Consider the following 15,772-nt stretch of genomic DNA (forward strand, 5'->3'; position numbering starts at 1 on the left):
CGTCTGGCTGCCTGACGCGGCCTGCGGCCGCTGCTACGGATTGGGCGCGTCGCCCGTTCCGTGGCGACTACCAGGGAAATTTAATTTCAATTTTGTGGCGCCGCGGCCGACAACCTGTGAAAGCCTTGCGGAACCCCACAGCCATGCGTAACAACCAGCCCGTCACCCAGCGCGAAAGGACGTTTCCTGCCCAGCAGCGCCTGATTTCCACCACCGATGCCAAAGGAATGATCACCTACTGCAATGACGCGTTCGTCGAGATCAGTGGTTTTTCCCGTGACGAGTTGATCCGTGCGCCGCACAACACCGTGCGCCACCCGGACGTGCCAGCGGCAGTGTTCGAGCACATGTGGGCCACCCTGCGCCAGGGCCAGCCGTGGATGGGCATCGTCAAGAATCGCTGCAAGAACGGCGACTTCTACTGGGTGAACGCCTACGTCACACCGATCTTCGACAACAACCAGGTGGTGGGCTACGAGTCGGTGCGGGTCAAGCCCAGCGCCGAGATGATTCGTCGCGCCCAATCACTCTACGAACGCCTGAACAGTGGCAAGTCCGCCGTGCCGCGCCGCGACCGCTGGTTGCCGGTGGTGCAGGACTGGCTACCGTTCATTCTGGTCAGCCAGGTCGGCTTCCTGATCGGCAGCTGGCTGGGCAGCTGGTGGGGCTTCGCCGTGGCCGCCCTGCTTTCGGTGCCGCTGGGCCTGGTGGGCCTGAGCTGGCAGCAACGGGGCATCAAGCGCCTGCTGCGCCTGGCCGAACAGACCACCTCCGACCCGCTGATCGCGCAGATGTACACCGACAGCCGCGGCGCCCAGGCGCGCCTGGAACTGTCCATCCTCAGCCAGGACGCCCGCCTGAAGACCTGCCTCACCCGCCTGCAGGACACCGCCGAGCACCTCAACGACCAGGCCCGGCAGTCCGACGGCCTGGCCCACCAGAGCTCCGAGGGCCTGGAGCGCCAGCGCGTGGAGACCGAACAGGTGGCCGCCGCGGTCAACCAGATGGCCGCCACCACTCAGGAAGTGGCCAGCCATGTGCAGCGCACCGCCGACGCCACCCAGCAGGCCAACCTGCTGACCAGCCAGGGCCGTGGCATTGCCGGCGAAACCCGCGAAGCCATCCAGCGCCTGTCGGTGGTGGTGGGCGAGACCGGCCAGACCGTGACCCAGCTGGCCAAGGACAGCGACGAGATCGGCGGCGTGGTGGACGTGATCAAGGGCATCGCCGACCAGACCAACCTGCTGGCACTGAACGCCGCCATCGAAGCCGCCCGGGCCGGCGAGATGGGCCGTGGCTTCGCCGTGGTCGCCGACGAAGTGCGCCAACTGGCGCAGCGCACCAGCGAGTCTACCGGTCAGATCCACGCGCTGATCGCCAAGCTGCAGCAGACCGCCGGCAACGCCGTACAGACCATGGAAGCCGGCCACCGCCAGGCCGAAGAAGGCGTGGCACGGGTGCTGGAGGCCGACCAGGCGCTGGTGGGTATCAGCGAGGCAGTGGCGCACATCACTGACATGACCACCCAGATCGCCGCTGCCACCGAGGAGCAGAGCGCGGTGGCCGAGGAGATCAGCCGCAACATCAGCACCATCGCCAACCTGGCCGACCAGACCAGCGAGCAGGCGCAGAACTCCGCCCTGCTGAGCGAAGAACTGACCCGCACGGCGCACAGCCAGTACTCGCTGGTAGAACGCTTCAACCGCTAAAACTCCCGTAGCCGCGGCCAAAGGCCGCGTCAGGAATCACGCGGTGCCTGTGACGCGGCCTTCGGGCCGCTGCTACGGGGCCCCGTGTACCTCGTAGATCGCGTCGCCTGTATCGCGGCCAAGGCCGGCTCCTACCACGTACGGCGTAGGAGCCGACTTTAGTCGCGATGCAGACGACGCCGTTTCAAGACAATCGCTGCCACGGGTCAGCGTAGAAACCGCGCGACCGCCTGCGCCGCTGCCTCGATATGCTGCTCATGGCTGAACCCCGACGCCTTCAATGGCTTGAGGTCATGATTCCCCGCCACCAGCCAGCACAGCTCGATTTTTCCTGACAACACATACCCCTCCACGGCCGCCCGGTTGCCCAGCGCGTCGCGTTCGCCTTGCACGATAAGGGTCTGCGTCGCCAGCGCCGCCAGATGCTCAACCCTTGGTTTCTCCGGTTTGCCCGCGGCATAGAACGGATACCCCAGGCACACCAGCGCCGCAGCGCCCAACTCGTCCGCCAACAAGCTGGCCATGCGCCCACCCATGGACTTGCCGCCCATCGCCAGGGTGCCGGTCACCAGCGGCCGCACCTCGGTGTACACTTCGCGCCAGCATTCCAGCAGCTTGGGCTTGGGGTTGGGCGGGCGCTTGCCGCCGTCCAGGCGGCGCTGGGCCATGTAGGGGAACTCGAAGCGCAACACGCCGACGCCCCTAGCCGCCAGCTGCTCGCTGATGCTGGCCATGAAGCCGCTGTCCATGGGCGCGCCCGCGCCGTGGGCCAGTATCAGGCAGGCCACAGGCGCGCCCTGTGGCGCGTTCCACAGCCAGCCCCGGGCCTGGGCCAGCGCGGCCAATTGATCCTGGTCAATGCTGCAAGGCTGCGGCTCTTTCATGCTGGTTCCACCGTGAAAAAATAACGGCCGCCATGATGCCACGTCGGTGCCGCCACGCGGCAGCGCACGCGTGCGGTATGTCCACACAGCGACTAAGCTCATAGCGTTGAAAACTGGGCTGGACGGATATGTTTCCGGATGTTCAGAAACCCCTCCGCCAGCAACCCCGGCAAAGCCCCCAGCAACGCTGGAAGGCCCGCCACGTGGACGTCGGAGCGACCGACAAGAATTGCTAGCGATGATTGCTAGCAACTCTTGCATCACCCCTTTGCATTCTCCATACTGCGGCCGGTTTATAAATTCAATAACAACACCTGAACCGTGGATAACCCGCTATGAGCACAGTAATCGCTCCGACTGCGTACAACTACAAGGTGGTCCGGCAGTTCGCCATCATGACGGTGGTCTGGGGAATCGTCGGCATGGGCCTGGGGGTGTTCATCGCCTCGCAACTGGTCTGGCCGCAGCTCAACTTCGACCTGCCCTACACCACCTTCGGCCGCCTGCGCCCCCTGCACACTAACCTGGTGATCTTCGCCTTCGGCGGCTGCGCACTGTTTTCCACGTCCTACTACGTGGTGCAGCGCACGTGCCAGACGCGGCTGATTTCCGACGGCCTGGCGGCGTTCACGTTCTGGGGCTGGCAGGCGGTGATCGTCAGCGCCATCATCACCCTGCCACTGGGCTACACCACCACCAAGGAATACGCCGAGCTGGAATGGCCCATCGCCATCCTGCTGGCGATCGTGTGGATCTGCTACGCGATCACCTTCTTTGGCACCATCGTCAAGCGCAACACCAAGCACATCTACGTGGGCAACTGGTTCTACGGGGCGTTCATCCTGGTGACGGCGATGCTGCACATCGTCAACCACATCTCGCTGCCGGTCAGCCTGTTCAAGTCCTACTCGGCCTACGCCGGCGCCACCGACGCCATGATCCAGTGGTGGTACGGCCACAATGCCGTGGGCTTTTTCCTCACCACCGGTTTCCTGGGCATGATGTATTACTTCGTGCCCAAGCAGGCCGAGCGGCCGATCTACTCCTACCGCCTGTCCATCGTGCACTTCTGGGCGCTGATCACCCTGTATATCTGGGCCGGCCCGCACCACCTGCACTACACCGCCCTGCCCGACTGGGCGCAGTCGCTGGGCATGGTGATGTCGATCATCCTGCTGGCGCCCAGCTGGGGCGGCATGATCAACGGCATGATGACCCTCTCGGGCGCCTGGCATAAGCTGCGCACCGACCCGATCCTGCGCTTCCTGGTGGTGTCACTGGCGTTCTACGGCATGTCCACCTTCGAAGGCCCGATGATGGCCATCAAGACGGTCAACTCGCTGTCCCACTACACCGACTGGACCATCGGCCACGTGCACGCCGGGGCCCTGGGCTGGGTGGCGATGATCTCCATCGGCGCCGTCTACCACATGATCCCGAAACTGTTCGGCCGCGCGCAGATGCACAGCATCGGCCTGATCAACGCGCACTTCTGGCTGGCCACCATCGGCACCGTGCTGTACATCGCCTCCATGTGGGTGAACGGCATCACCCAGGGCCTGATGTGGCGCGCCATCAACGACGACGGCACGCTCACCTACTCCTTCGTCGAGGCCCTGCAGGCCAGCCACCCTGGCTACATCGTGCGCGCCCTGGGCGGCTCGTTCTTCGCCAGCGGCATGCTGCTGATGGCCTATAACGTGTGGCGCACCGTGCGCGCCTCCACGCCTGAAGAAGCTGAGGCGGCCACCCAGATCGCCGTCGTGGGGGCTCACTGATGAAACATGAAGTGCTCGAGAAGAACATCGGCCTGCTGGCCTTCTTCATGGTCATCGCCGTGGCCATCGGCGGCCTGACCCAGATCGTCCCGCTGTTTTTCCAGGACGTCACCAACAAGCCCATCGAAGGCATGAAGCCGCGCCCGGCCCTGGAGCTGGAAGGCCGCGACGTGTTCATCGCCAACGGCTGCGTGGGTTGCCATTCGCAGATGATCCGGCCGTTTCGCGCCGAGACCGAACGCTATGGCCACTACTCGGTGGCCGGCGAAAGCGTGTGGGACCACCCCTTCCTGTGGGGCTCCAAGCGCACCGGGCCGGACCTGGCCCGCGTGGGCGGGCGCTACTCGGACGACTGGCACCGCGCGCACCTGTACAACCCGCGCAACGTGGTGCCCGAGTCGGTGATGCCGGCCTACCCGTTCCTGGTGGAGCGCAAGGTCGACGCCAGCCTGACCGCGAAGAAGATGCAAGTGCTGCGTGAACTGGGCGTGCCCTACACCGACGCCGACATCGCCGGCGCCGAGGCGGCCGTCAAGGGCAAGACCGAAATGGACGCACTGGTGGCCTACCTGCAAGGCCTTGGCACCCTCATCAAGAGCAAACGGTGACGCACATGGATATCGGAACCATCCGAGGCCTGGGCACCGTCGTGGTGATGGTGGCCTTTATCGGCCTGGCGTTGTGGGTGTTCAGCGGCCGGCGCAAGAAGGACTTCGACGAAGCCACCTTGCTGCCGTTCGCCGATGATCCCGACGCCATCGCCAAGGTGGAACAAGCCCAGGCGCAAGCGCGCGCGTCCAGGAGTGACAAGCAATGACAACGTTTTGGAGTCTGTACGTAACCGTCCTCACCCTGGGCACCATCGTGTCCCTGACCTGGCTGCTGTTCTCCACCCGCCGCGGGCAGCGCAGCGAGGCCACCGAGGAAACCGTGGGCCACTCGTTCGACGGCATCGAGGAATACGACAACCCGCTGCCCAAGTGGTGGTTCATGCTGTTCGTGGGCACCATCATCTTCGCCCTCGGCTACCTGAGCCTGTACCCCGGCCTGGGCAGCTGGACCGGCCTGCTGCCCGGCTACCAGTACCTGGACAACGACACCAAGAAGCAGTTTTCCGACGGCAAGACCGGCTGGACCGGCGTGCACGAGTGGGAAAAGGAAATGGCCCGCGCTGACGCCCGCTTCGGGCCGATCTACGCCAAGTTCGCGGCCATGCCCATCGAAGAGGTGGCCAAGGACCCGCAGGCGCTGAAAATGGGCAGCCGCCTGTTCGCCAGCAACTGCTCGGTGTGCCACGGTTCCGACGCCAAGGGCGCCTACGGCTTCCCCAACCTGACGGACGAGGACTGGCGCTGGGGCGGCGAGCCCGCCACCATCGAGACCACCATCCTGGGCGGCCGCCACGCGGTGATGCCGGCCTGGGCCGAGGTGATTGGCGAACAGGGCGTGGCCGACGTCGCTGCCTTCGTCATCAGCCAGCTCGACGGCCGCAAGCTGCCCGACGACGCCAAGGCCGATGCCGCCAACGGCCAGAAAATCTTCGCCGCCAACTGCGTGGCCTGCCACGGCCCCGAAGGCAAGGGCACGCCGGCCATGGGCGCCCCCAACCTCACCCACCCGCAGGCGTTCATCTACGGCTCAAGCTTCGCCCAGCTGCAACAGACCATCCGCTACGGCCGCCAGGGCCAGATGCCGGCGCAGGAACTGCTGCAAGGCAAGGACAAGGTGCATTTGCTGGCGGCGTATGTGTACAGCCTTTCCCACGGAGACGAAAAGCCCCAGGAGTAACCCATAGCAGCTGCCGCCAGGCGGCGTCCGGCAACACACTGGCCGTGCCTGGCACTATGCGGCGCCTGTGACGCGGCCTAACGGCCGCTGCTACAGGATCTAACGACCGCGCCCCACCGTGAGGCTCACTGATGAGCAAGCAGATTCCGGTTCATGATGTCACCCCGCCGGCCGCGAAAGGCGACAGCGTCGACCTGTACGCGTCGCGGGAGAAGATCTACACCCGGGCCTTCACCGGGGTGTTCCGCAACCTGCGGCGGGTGGGTGGGGCGTTCCTGTTCCTGTTGTATTTCGGCACCGTGTGGCTGAACTGGGGCGGCCACCAGGCAGTGTGGTGGAACCTGCCGGAGCGCAAGTTCTACATCTTCGGCGCCACCTTCTGGCCGCAGGACTTCATCCTGTTGTCGGGCATCCTCATCGTCAGCGCCTTCGGGCTGTTCTTCATCACCGTGTTCGCCGGCCGCGTGTGGTGCGGCTACACCTGCCCGCAAAGCGTGTGGACGTGGATCTTCATGTGGTGCGAGAAGGTCACTGAAGGCGACCGCAACCAGCGCATCAAGCTCGACAAGGCGCCCATGAGCGCCAGCAAGTTCGGGCGCAAGGCCGCCAAGCACGGCCTGTGGCTGCTGATCGGCTTCGTCACCGGCATGACCTTCGTCGGCTACTTCTCGCCCATCCGCGAGCTGATCGGGGACTTCTTCAGCGGCCACGCCGACGGCTGGTCGTACTTCTGGGTCGGCTTCTTTACCCTGGCCACCTACGGCAACGCCGGCTGGCTGCGCGAGCAGGTGTGCATCTACATGTGCCCCTACGCGCGCTTCCAGAGCGTGATGTTCGACAAGGACACCCTCATCGTCTCCTACGACCCGCGCCGCGGCGAGAAACGCGGCCCGCGCAAGAAGGACGCGGACTACAAGGCCCAGGGCCTGGGCGACTGCATCGACTGCACGATGTGCGTGCAGGTGTGCCCCACCGGCATCGACATTCGCGACGGCCTGCAGATCGAGTGCATCGGCTGCGCCGCCTGCATCGACGCCTGCGACAGCATCATGGACAAGATGGACTACCCGCGCGGGCTGATCAGCTACACCACCGAGCACAACCTGTCCGGCCAGCAGACGCACAAGTGGCGGCCACGGCTGATCGGCTACGCCGTGGTGCTGCTGGTGATGATGGGCGTGCTGGCCGGGGCGTTCCTGACCCGCTCGCTGGTGGGTTTCGACGTGAGCAAGGACCGCGTGCTGTACCGCGAGAACGCCGAAGGGCGCATCGAGAACGTCTACAGCCTGAAGATCATGAACAAGGACCAGCGCGAGCATACCTACGTGATCGAGGCCAGCGGCCTGCCCGACCTGCGCCTGCAGGGCCGCAACGAAATCCGCGTGGCGGCCGGCGACATCGTCAGCCTGCCCGCCGAGCTGTCGGTAGCCCCCGAACAACTGCCTTCCAGCACCAACGAGGTGTACTTCAGCCTCAAGGACGCCGACGACGGCGCGGTGCATGTGCAGGCCAAAAGCCGTTTCATCGGCCCCCAAGTACGCTAAGGAACCCCCATGTTCAACGCCACGGCTGACGCCGCCACCCCTTGGTACAAGCACCTCTGGCCGTGGATACTCATCGCCATGCTGGCCTGCTCGGTAGCCCTCACCCTGTCCATGGTGACCATCGCCGTGGAGCACCCCGACAACCTGGTCACCGACAACTACTACGAGGCCGGCAAGGGCATCGCCCGCTCGCTGGAGCGCGAGCAGCTGGCGGTGGACCTCAAGCAGCGCGCCGACGTGACCCTGGACAGCCTCACCGGCGAGGTCGACGTGCAGCTCAGCGGCGCCAGCCAGCCAGCGCAAATCACTCTGAACCTGGTGTCGCCGACGCAGCCGGAGAAAGACCGTCGCATCGACCTGAACGCCGCCGGCAACGGCCGCTACGTGGGCCATGTGGTGGACCAGGTGCAGGGCCGGCGTTTCGTCGAGCTGCTAGGCGTACAGGGCGGCAAGACCTGGCGCCTGTTCGAGGAAGAACAGGTCAACCCGGACAAGCCCCTGACCCTGGGCGACGAGCCCCTGCAGGCCGCCGAAGCACCGCAGCGTTGATGCAAGCATGATTACCGCCTGCTACCACTGCGCCCTCCCCGTGCCACCCGGCCGCCCGTTCACGGCCACGGTGCTGGGCCAGCCGCGCGACTTCTGCTGCCCGGGCTGCCAGGCCGTGGCCCAGGCCATCGTCGACGGTGGCCTGGCCAGCTATTACCAGCACCGCGACCAGGCCTCGGCCAACCCCCAGGCACTGCCCCGCCAATTGCCCGACGAACTGGCGCTGTACGACCGCGCCGATGTGCAGCAGGGCTTCGTCCACGCCCAGGGCCCGCTGCGCGACACCACCCTGATGGTCGAAGGCATCACCTGCGCGGCCTGTGGCTGGCTGATCGAAAAACACCTGCGCAGCCTGGCAGGCGTGGTCGAGGCGCGGCTGAACCTGTCCAACCACCGCCTGTTCGTGCAATGGGCGGACGACCAGCACACCTTGAGCCAACTGCTGGCCGAGCTGCGCCACATCGGCTACGCCGCCCATCCGTGGCAGGCCGACCGCGCCGCGGAGCAATTGGCCGCCGACAACCGCCGCGCCCTGCGCCAGCTGGGGGTGGCCGGCCTGCTGTGGTTCCAGGCGATGATGGCAACCATGGCCACCTGGCCGGAATTCAACATCGACCTCAGCCCGCAGCTGCACACCATCCTGCGCTGGGTGGCGATGTTCCTCACCACGCCCATCGTCTTCTACAGCTGCGCGCCATTCTTCCAGGGCGCCCTGCGCGACTTGCGCACCCGCCACCTGACCATGGACGTGTCGGTGTCGCTGGCCATCGGCGGCGCCTACCTGGCGGGTATCTGGACCGCCATCAGCGGCAGCGGCGATTTGTACTTCGACGCCGTGGGCATGTTCGCCCTGTTCCTGCTGGCCGGCCGCTACCTGGAGCGCCGCGCCCGCGAACGCACGGCGGCGGCCACCGCGCAGTTGGTCAACCTGCTGCCACCCTCGTGCCTGCGCCTGGATGGCCAAGGCCATGCCGAGCGCATCCTGCTGGCTGAACTGGCCCTGCACGACCGCGTGCAGGTGCTGCCCGGCGCGGTGATTCCTGCCGACGGCCGCATCCTCCACGGCCAGTCCAGCGTCGACGAGTCGCTGCTGACCGGCGAATACCTGCCGCTGCCGCGCCAGCCCGGCGACAGCGTCACCGCCGGCACCCTCAACGTCGAGAGCAGCCTGACCGTCGAAGTCACGGCCCTGGGCAGCGACACCCGGCTGTCGGCCATCGTCCGCCTGCTGGAACGCGCCCAGGCGCAAAAGCCACGCCTGGCGCAGTTGGCCGACCGCGCGGCGCAGTGGTTCCTGTTGTTTTCCCTGGGCTGCGCGGCGGCCATCGGCCTGTTGTGGTGGCACCTGGATGCCGACCGCGCGTTCTGGGTGGTGCTGGCCATGCTGGTCGCCAACTGCCCCTGCGCGCTGTCGCTGGCCACCCCCACCGCCCTCACCGCCGCCACCGGCAGCCTGCACCGCCTGGGCCTGCTGCTGACCCGCGGGCATGTGCTGGAAGGCCTGAACCAGGTCGACACGGTAATCTTCGACAAGACCGGCACGCTCACCGAGGGCCGCCTGCAACTCACCAGCATCAACCCCTTGGCGCACCTGGACGGTGACCATAGCCTGGCCCTGGCTGCCGCGCTGGAAAGCCGCTCAGAACACCCCATCGCCCGTGCCTTCGGTCACGCGCGACTGGTGGCCGAGCAAGTGCGCAGCGAGCCGGGCCTGGGCCTGCAGGGTTGCGTCGAGGGTCAACCGCTGCGCATCGGCAACCCGGCCTGGGCCTGCGCCCTCAGCGCCAGCCCGGCCCCCATGCCACCCGACGACCACGGCCAGTGGCTGCTGCTGGCCGACGACCGCCAGCCGCTGGCCTGGTTCGGCCTCGATGACCGCCTGCGCGAGGACGCCAAGGCCTTGCTGGACGCCTGCCGTGCCCGCGGCTGGCAGACCTGGCTACTGTCCGGCGACAGCTCGCCCATGGTCCACGGCGTCGCCGCCGCCCTGGGCATCGACCAGGCCCAGGGCAGCCTGGCGCCGGACGCCAAGCTGGCCGTGCTGCAGCGCCTGCGCGGCCAAGGGCGCAAGGTGCTGGTGGTGGGCGACGGCGTCAACGACGTGCCGCTGCTGGCCGCCGCCGATGTCAGCGTGGCCATGGGCAGCGCCACGGACCTGGCCCGCACCTGCGCCGACGCCGTGCTGCTCAACAACCGCCTGGCCACCCTGGTGCAGGCCCTGCACATGGCCCGTCGCACCCGCCGGGTGATTATCCAGAACCTGGTGTGGGCGGCGCTGTACAATGGCCTGATGCTGCCCTTCGCCGCCGCTGGGCTGATCACGCCGATCTGGGCGGCACTGGGCATGTCGGCCAGCTCCCTGACCGTGGTGCTCAACGCCCTGCGCCTGGCCCGGGTGCCCGCGCCCCGACGCCCGGCAGCGACGCCCGCCACCCTTGCGACACCGGAGCTTGCATGCCCGCCCTCTACATCATGATTCCTGCCGCACTGGTGGTGGTCGCCATCGCCATCTACGTGTTCTTCTGGGCAGTGGACAGCGGCCAGTACGACGACCTCGACGGCCCGGCCCACAGCATCCTGTTCGACGACCAGGACCCACGCCACCAGGCCGCCGTCGACGAGGCCAACACCGCCAAGGACAACGCCCTCAAGGACAAGGCGCCGCCCCATGCTTGAGCTGGCGCCGCAACTGGTCTCGGCGCTGATCCTGGGGCTGTTGGGCGGCGGCCATTGCCTGGGCATGTGCGGCGGCCTGATGGGCGCCCTGACCCTGGCCATCCCGCCCGAGCAGCGCGGCCGCCGCCTGCGCCTGTTACTGGCCTACAACCTGGGGCGCATCGGCAGCTACGCCTGCGCCGGGCTGCTGCTGGGCCTGGCCGGCTGGGCGCTGGCCACCAGCCCCGCAGCCATGGCCTTGCGGGTGGTGGCGGCGCTGCTGCTGGTTGCCATGGGCCTGTACCTGGGCGGCTGGTGGAGCGGCCTGGTGCACATCGAACGCCTGGGCCGTGGCCTGTGGCGGTTGATCCAGCCCGTGGCCGGGCGCCTGCTGCCCGTCAGCAGCCTGCCGCGGGCGTTGCTGCTGGGCGGGCTATGGGGTTGGCTGCCCTGCGGGCTGGTGTACAGCACCCTGCTATGGGCCGCCAGCCAGGGCAACGCCGGCCGCAGCGCGCTGTTGATGCTGGCCTTCGGCTTGGGCACCTGGCCGGTCCTGCTGGCCACCGGCCTGGCCGCCGAGCGCACTCGCCAGCTGCTGCGCCGGCGCGGAGTGCGTGCGGCCGGTGGCCTGCTGGTGATCGCGTTTGGCCTGTGGACCCTGCCCGGCCCGCACCAGCACTGGCTGATGGGCCATTGAGCGGCGCTTGATGCACGTCAATACCGGTTGGCACGGGCGTCCCTAGACTAGCGAGCATGCACGCAAACCCGGGGAACCCGCATGCTCGACACCCTTGTCTGGGACGCTGACCTGATCCGCCGTCACGATCAGCCAGGCCCGCGCTACACGTCCTACCCAACCGCGGTTCAATTCAACAACCAGGTTGGCTCATTCGACCTGCTGCATGCCCTGCGCGACAGCCGCAAGGCCATGCGCCCGTTGTCGCTGTACGTGCACCTGCCGTTCTGCGCGCACATTTGCTACTACTGCGCCTGCAACAAGGTCATCACCAAGGACCGCGGTCGCGCCCAGCCCTACCTGCAACGCCTGGAACAGGAAATCCAGCTGATCGCCTGCCACCTCGATCCGCGCCAGCCCGTGCAGCAGTTGCACCTGGGCGGCGGCACGCCGACCTTTCTCAGCCATGACGAACTGCGCCAACTGATGGCCACCCTGCGCAGCCACTTCAACCTGCGCCTGGACGATAGTGGCGACTACGGCATCGAGATCGACCCGCGCGAGGCCGACTGGTCGACCATGGGCCTGCTGCGCGAGCTGGGTTTCAACCGCGTCAGCATCGGCGTGCAGGACTTCGACCCGCAGGTGCAGCGCGCGGTGAACCGCCTGCAGAGCCTGGAGGAGACCCGCGCCATCATCGAGGCCGCGCGCACCCTGCAGTACCGCTCGGTGAACCTGGACCTGATTTACGGCCTGCCGCGCCAGAGCGTCGAGAGCTTCGGGCGCACCGTCGACGAGGTGATCCAGCTGCAGCCCGACCGCCTCTCGGTGTTCAATTACGCGCACCTGCCCGAGCGCTTCATGCCCCAGCGGCGCATCGACCACGTCGAGCTGCCACCGCCGGGGGTAAAACTGCAGATGCTGCAGCGCACCATCGAGCAGCTGACCGGCGCCGGCTACCGCTACATCGGCATGGACCATTTCGCCCTGCCCGATGACGACCTGGCCATCGCCCAGGAAGAAGGCCAGCTGCAGCGCAACTTCCAGGGCTACACCACCCACGGCCATTGCGACCTGATCGGCCTGGGCGTGTCAGCCATCAGCCAGGTGGGCGACCTCTACAGCCAGAACAGCAGCGACCTCAACGAATACCAGGCCGCCCTGGCCGATGCCCAGCTGGCCACCGCCCGTGGCCTGGGCTGCAGCGCCGATGACCGCCTGCGGCGGGCGGTGATCCAGCAGCTGATCTGCCATTTCGAGTTGGCGTTTGCCGACATCGAGCAACGCTTCAACGTGGATTTTCGCGGCTACTTCGCCGACATCTGGCCGCAACTGCAGGCCATGGCCGCCGATGGCCTGATTGAATTGAACGACGCGGGCATGACCGTACGCCCGGTGGGCCGCCTGCTGGTGCGCTCATTGTGCATGCTGTTCGACGCACACCTTGAACCGCACAACCGCCAGCGTTTCTCCCGTGTCATCTGAGCTCGCCGGCTTACTTCGCCGCCAGCGCCCCGGCCTGGATCACCTGCTCGGGCGACAGGTTCTGGTCCTTCATGGCTTGCCCCAGGCTGTTGGTGGCCACCAGCAACGCTGCGTTGATAGCGTTGATCGCACTTTGCAGCGCGGCCATACGCGCCTGACGCTGCTGTGCAGGCAAGTCCTTGTCGTTGACCAGGGCCTGCAGCTCGGCGATTTTCTCGGCCAACTGCTTCTTCAATTCGCGGATCATTTTCAGGGTTTGCTGGATGGTCGGCGGCAACCCGCTTTCCTCTATGTCCTTATTGTTACTTTGGCTCGCGGCCTTGCTCACCCCTACCGCAGACAGGGTCACGGACACCGCCGGCGTGGCTGCAGGCTCGGTGCCATCATTGCTGGCCGCGGGCTGCGGATTACTGTCATGAATCTGCCATTGACTGGTGGTCGGCGTGTTGCGCGGGTCGAAAGTGAGCATCGCAAGGCTCCATGCGGATAGCGTGATGTCATTTGTATCGACAATGAAATAAATAACATGAGGCGCTTTCCATGACTAAACCGCGGCTGGTCTCATACGTTTCAAAAGCGTACCCTTACAGTCATTGTGTGTTTTTCCAAAGGATTTGAACTGATGTCCGAGCCAGTAAAAGTACGTACTGTCACTCAGGCCCACTGCAAGGATTGCAGCCTGGCACCCCTGTGCCTGCCCCTGTCGTTGAACCTGGAAGACATGGACGCCCTGGACGAGATCGTCAAGCGTGGCCGCCCGCTGAAGAAAGGCGAATACCTGTTCCGCCAGGGCGACCGCTTCGGTTCCGTGTACGCCGTACGCTCCGGCGCGCTGAAAACCTTCAGCCTCAGCGACGGTGGCGAAGAGCAGATCACCGGCTTCCACCTGCCCAGCGAACTGGTGGGCCTGTCGGGCATGGACGCGGAGGCCTACCCGGTCACCGCCCAGGCCCAGGAAACCACCTCGGTGTGTGAAATACCCTTCGAACGCCTGGACGAACTGAGCGTGCAATTGCCGCAGCTGCGGCGCCAGCTGATGCGCGTCATGAGCCGGGAGATTCGCGACGACCAGCAGATGATGTTGCTGCTGTCGAAGAAATCCGCCGACGAACGGATCGCCACGTTCCTGGTCAACCTCTCGGCGCGGTTCCGCGCCCGCGGCTTCTCGGCCAACCAGTTCCGCCTGAGCATGTCGCGCAACGAGATCGGCAATTACCTGGGCCTGGCCGTGGAGACGGTGTCGCGGGTGTTCACACGCTTCCAGCAAAGCGAGCTGATTGCCGCCGAGGGCAAGGAGATCCACATCCTCGACCCCATCCAGTTGTGCGCCCTGGCCGGCGGCACCCTGGAAGCCTGATTTCGACCTGACCGATCGAACAGGTATACTGGCGGGCATATTTTGCCTGCCAGGACCTTCCCACGATGGTTATCGATACCTTCAGCTTCAAATCCCTGATCCGCCCCGTCGTGGACTTCCCCAAGCCCGGTGTCATCTTCCGTGACATCACCCCACTGTTCCAGTCGCCCAAGGCGCTGCGCATGGTGATCGACAGCTTCGTGCACCGCTACATCGACGCCGACTTCACCCACATCGGCGCCATGGACGCCCGCGGCTTCCTGATCGGCTCCATCGTCGCCCACGAGCTGAACAAGCCGCTGATCCTGTTCCGCAAGCAGGGCAAGCTGCCCGCCGACGTGCTGGCCGAGGGCTACAAGACCGAATACGGCGAAGCGTTCCTGGAAGTGCACGCCGACAGCCTGTGCGAAGGCGACTCGGTGATTCTGTTCGACGACCTGATCGCCACCGGCGGCACCCTGATCGCCGCCGCCAACCTGGTGCGCCGGATGGGCGCGCGCGTGCATGAAGCCAGCGCGATCATCGACCTGCCGGAGCTGCTGGGTTCCCAGCGCCTGGAAGACATGGGTATTCCGACGTTCTGCCTGACCAACTTTGCGTTGACCGACATGTAATGCCAGACGCGGCCTGCGGCCGCTGCTACGGGTTGTGTAGCAGCGGCCGCAGGCCGCGTCCGCCGCACCGCCAATTCAAAGACTGATCGGCTTGCGCCCGGCAAAAGAATGCGCCAGCGTGCCGCCGTCGACCATCTCCAGCTCGCCACCCAGCGGCACGCCGTGGGCAATGCGCGAGGCCACCAGGCCCTTGCTGGCCAGCAGCTGGGCGATGTAATGGGCCGTGGCCTCGCCTTCAACCGTAGGGTTGGTGGCCAGGATCACCTCGGTGAAGGTGCCCTGCGCTTCGATGCGCGCCATCAGTTGCGGAATGCCGATGGCCTCCGGGCCCAGGCCGTCCAGCGGCGACAGGTGACCCTTGAGCACGAAGTAGCGGCCACGGTAGCCGGTCTGCTCCACCGCATACACGTCCACCGGGCCTTCCACCACGCACAGCAGGGTGTCGTCACGGCGGTGGTCGGCGCATTGCGGGCACAGGTCCTGCTCGGTCAGCGTGCGGCACAGGCGGCAGTGGCCCACGCCTTCCATGGCCTGGCTCAAGGCCTGGGCCAGCCGGGTGCCGCCGCTGCGGTCACGCTCCAGCAGTTGCAGCGCCATGCGTTGGGCGGATTTCTGACCCACGCCTGGCAAGGTGCGCAGGGCGTCGATCAGTTGGCGGATCAGTGGGCTGAAGCTCATGGGGTAAACGCCTGACAAAAACAACGAGACGCGGTTTATACCCGCGCCTCCGGGT

The 15,772-nt window shown here is 66.2% G+C and carries 16 protein-coding genes; 13 read left to right on the forward strand and 3 right to left on the reverse strand.

What is annotated here, in order from left to right:
* Nucleotides 1-143 precede the first annotated feature (143 nt).
* Nucleotides 144-1,709, forward strand: coding sequence for a methyl-accepting chemotaxis protein (locus tag RAM80_RS08675; RefSeq protein WP_416425854.1), 1,566 nt, complete (start codon nt 144-146; stop codon nt 1,707-1,709).
* A 206-nt stretch (nt 1,710-1,915) separates the two neighbouring features.
* On the opposite strand, the gene RAM80_RS08680 is transcribed toward RAM80_RS08675, so the two are convergent.
* The gene (locus RAM80_RS08680) at nt 1,916-2,593 is read right to left on the reverse strand and encodes an alpha/beta family hydrolase (protein WP_416425855.1); all 678 of its coding nucleotides are present in this window, start codon (nt 2,591-2,593) and stop codon (nt 1,916-1,918) included.
* 335 nt (nt 2,594-2,928) lie between these two features.
* Here RAM80_RS08680 and ccoN point away from each other — a divergent pair, with 335 nt between their 5' ends.
* The 10 genes from ccoN (at nt 2,929) to hemN (ending at nt 13,068) form a co-directional block, all read left to right on the forward strand.
* Nucleotides 2,929-4,371: a cytochrome-c oxidase, cbb3-type subunit I gene (gene ccoN / locus RAM80_RS08685; protein WP_416425856.1), complete on the forward strand. Its 1,443-nt coding sequence runs from the start codon at nt 2,929-2,931 to the stop codon at nt 4,369-4,371.
* Complete coding sequence (gene ccoO, locus RAM80_RS08690) at nt 4,371-4,979, forward strand: cytochrome-c oxidase, cbb3-type subunit II (protein WP_416425858.1); 609 nt, start codon at nt 4,371-4,373, stop codon at nt 4,977-4,979. Before ccoN ends, ccoO begins: the two co-directional genes overlap by 1 nt.
* Nucleotides 4,980-4,984: 5 nt before the next feature.
* A complete protein-coding gene (locus RAM80_RS08695) occupies nt 4,985-5,188 on the forward strand; it encodes a cbb3-type cytochrome oxidase subunit 3 (protein ID WP_416425859.1) in 204 nt (67 codons plus the stop codon).
* The gene (ccoP, locus tag RAM80_RS08700) at nt 5,185-6,159 is read left to right on the forward strand and encodes a cytochrome-c oxidase, cbb3-type subunit III (protein WP_416425860.1); all 975 of its coding nucleotides are present in this window, start codon (nt 5,185-5,187) and stop codon (nt 6,157-6,159) included. The genes RAM80_RS08695 and ccoP overlap by 4 nt, the downstream gene beginning before the upstream one ends.
* Nucleotides 6,160-6,290: 131 nt before the next feature.
* Nucleotides 6,291-7,703, forward strand: coding sequence for a cytochrome c oxidase accessory protein CcoG (gene ccoG, locus RAM80_RS08705; protein WP_416425861.1), 1,413 nt, complete (start codon nt 6,291-6,293; stop codon nt 7,701-7,703).
* 9 nt (nt 7,704-7,712) lie between these two features.
* Nucleotides 7,713-8,252, forward strand: coding sequence for a FixH family protein (locus tag RAM80_RS08710; RefSeq protein ID WP_416425862.1), 540 nt, complete (start codon nt 7,713-7,715; stop codon nt 8,250-8,252).
* 7 nt (nt 8,253-8,259) lie between these two features.
* On the forward strand, nt 8,260-10,728 hold the full coding sequence (locus RAM80_RS08715) for a heavy metal translocating P-type ATPase (RefSeq protein ID WP_416425864.1): 2,469 nt from the start codon (nt 8,260-8,262) through the stop codon (nt 10,726-10,728).
* A complete protein-coding gene (ccoS, locus tag RAM80_RS08720; protein ID WP_416425866.1) occupies nt 10,707-10,928 on the forward strand; it encodes a cbb3-type cytochrome oxidase assembly protein CcoS in 222 nt (73 codons plus the stop codon). The genes RAM80_RS08715 and ccoS overlap by 22 nt, the downstream gene beginning before the upstream one ends.
* Entirely contained in the window at nt 10,921-11,604 is a 684-nt protein-coding gene (locus tag RAM80_RS08725; RefSeq protein ID WP_416425867.1) for a sulfite exporter TauE/SafE family protein, read from the forward strand. Before ccoS ends, RAM80_RS08725 begins: the two co-directional genes overlap by 8 nt.
* Nucleotides 11,605-11,685: 81 nt before the next feature.
* Nucleotides 11,686-13,068: an oxygen-independent coproporphyrinogen III oxidase gene (hemN, locus tag RAM80_RS08730; RefSeq protein WP_416425868.1), complete on the forward strand. Its 1,383-nt coding sequence runs from the start codon at nt 11,686-11,688 to the stop codon at nt 13,066-13,068.
* A gap of 10 nt (nt 13,069-13,078) precedes the next feature.
* Here hemN and RAM80_RS08735 read toward each other — a convergent pair whose 3' ends face one another.
* Entirely contained in the window at nt 13,079-13,537 is a 459-nt protein-coding gene (locus RAM80_RS08735) for a hypothetical protein (RefSeq protein ID WP_416425870.1), read from the reverse strand.
* 153 nt (nt 13,538-13,690) lie between these two features.
* Between RAM80_RS08735 and fnr the strand changes: the two genes are divergently transcribed.
* Nucleotides 13,691-14,425, forward strand: a complete 735-nt coding sequence (gene fnr / locus RAM80_RS08740) for a fumarate/nitrate reduction transcriptional regulator Fnr (protein WP_416425871.1) — start codon at nt 13,691-13,693, stop codon at nt 14,423-14,425.
* A 65-nt stretch (nt 14,426-14,490) separates the two neighbouring features.
* Nucleotides 14,491-15,039, forward strand: a complete 549-nt coding sequence (locus RAM80_RS08745; RefSeq protein ID WP_416425873.1) for an adenine phosphoribosyltransferase — start codon at nt 14,491-14,493, stop codon at nt 15,037-15,039.
* A 75-nt stretch (nt 15,040-15,114) separates the two neighbouring features.
* Here the strand turns inward: RAM80_RS08745 and recR are convergent, their stop codons facing one another.
* A complete protein-coding gene (gene recR, locus RAM80_RS08750) occupies nt 15,115-15,717 on the reverse strand; it encodes a recombination mediator RecR (protein ID WP_416425874.1) in 603 nt (200 codons plus the stop codon).
* Between the last annotated feature and the right edge of the window lie 55 nt (nt 15,718-15,772).

Source organism: Pseudomonas sp. App30 (assembly GCF_047947025.1).
GTDB lineage: Bacteria > Pseudomonadota > Gammaproteobacteria > Pseudomonadales > Pseudomonadaceae > Aquipseudomonas.

Excerpts from the sequence above, each read along its gene's own strand:
- RAM80_RS08735 (WP_416425870.1), bottom strand. The coding sequence starts at position 13,537 with ATGCTCACTTTCGACCCGCGCAACACGCCGACCACCAGTCAATGGCAG.
- hemN (WP_416425868.1), top strand. The coding sequence starts at position 11,686 with ATGCTCGACACCCTTGTCTGGGACGCTGACCTGATCCGCCGTCACGAT.
- fnr (WP_416425871.1), top strand. The coding sequence starts at position 13,691 with ATGTCCGAGCCAGTAAAAGTACGTACTGTCACTCAGGCCCACTGCAAG.
- recR (WP_416425874.1), bottom strand. The coding sequence starts at position 15,717 with ATGAGCTTCAGCCCACTGATCCGCCAACTGATCGACGCCCTGCGCACC.
- RAM80_RS08725 (WP_416425867.1), top strand. The coding sequence starts at position 10,921 with ATGCTTGAGCTGGCGCCGCAACTGGTCTCGGCGCTGATCCTGGGGCTG.
- RAM80_RS08680 (WP_416425855.1), bottom strand. The coding sequence starts at position 2,593 with ATGAAAGAGCCGCAGCCTTGCAGCATTGACCAGGATCAATTGGCCGCG.
- RAM80_RS08675 (WP_416425854.1), top strand. The coding sequence starts at position 144 with ATGCGTAACAACCAGCCCGTCACCCAGCGCGAAAGGACGTTTCCTGCC.
- ccoO (WP_416425858.1), top strand. The coding sequence starts at position 4,371 with ATGAAACATGAAGTGCTCGAGAAGAACATCGGCCTGCTGGCCTTCTTC.
- RAM80_RS08715 (WP_416425864.1), top strand. The coding sequence starts at position 8,260 with ATGATTACCGCCTGCTACCACTGCGCCCTCCCCGTGCCACCCGGCCGC.
- ccoS (WP_416425866.1), top strand. The coding sequence starts at position 10,707 with ATGCCCGCCCTCTACATCATGATTCCTGCCGCACTGGTGGTGGTCGCC.
- ccoN (WP_416425856.1), top strand. The coding sequence starts at position 2,929 with ATGAGCACAGTAATCGCTCCGACTGCGTACAACTACAAGGTGGTCCGG.
- RAM80_RS08745 (WP_416425873.1), top strand. The coding sequence starts at position 14,491 with ATGGTTATCGATACCTTCAGCTTCAAATCCCTGATCCGCCCCGTCGTG.
- RAM80_RS08695 (WP_416425859.1), top strand. The coding sequence starts at position 4,985 with ATGGATATCGGAACCATCCGAGGCCTGGGCACCGTCGTGGTGATGGTG.
- RAM80_RS08710 (WP_416425862.1), top strand. The coding sequence starts at position 7,713 with ATGTTCAACGCCACGGCTGACGCCGCCACCCCTTGGTACAAGCACCTC.
- ccoP (WP_416425860.1), top strand. The coding sequence starts at position 5,185 with ATGACAACGTTTTGGAGTCTGTACGTAACCGTCCTCACCCTGGGCACC.
- ccoG (WP_416425861.1), top strand. The coding sequence starts at position 6,291 with ATGAGCAAGCAGATTCCGGTTCATGATGTCACCCCGCCGGCCGCGAAA.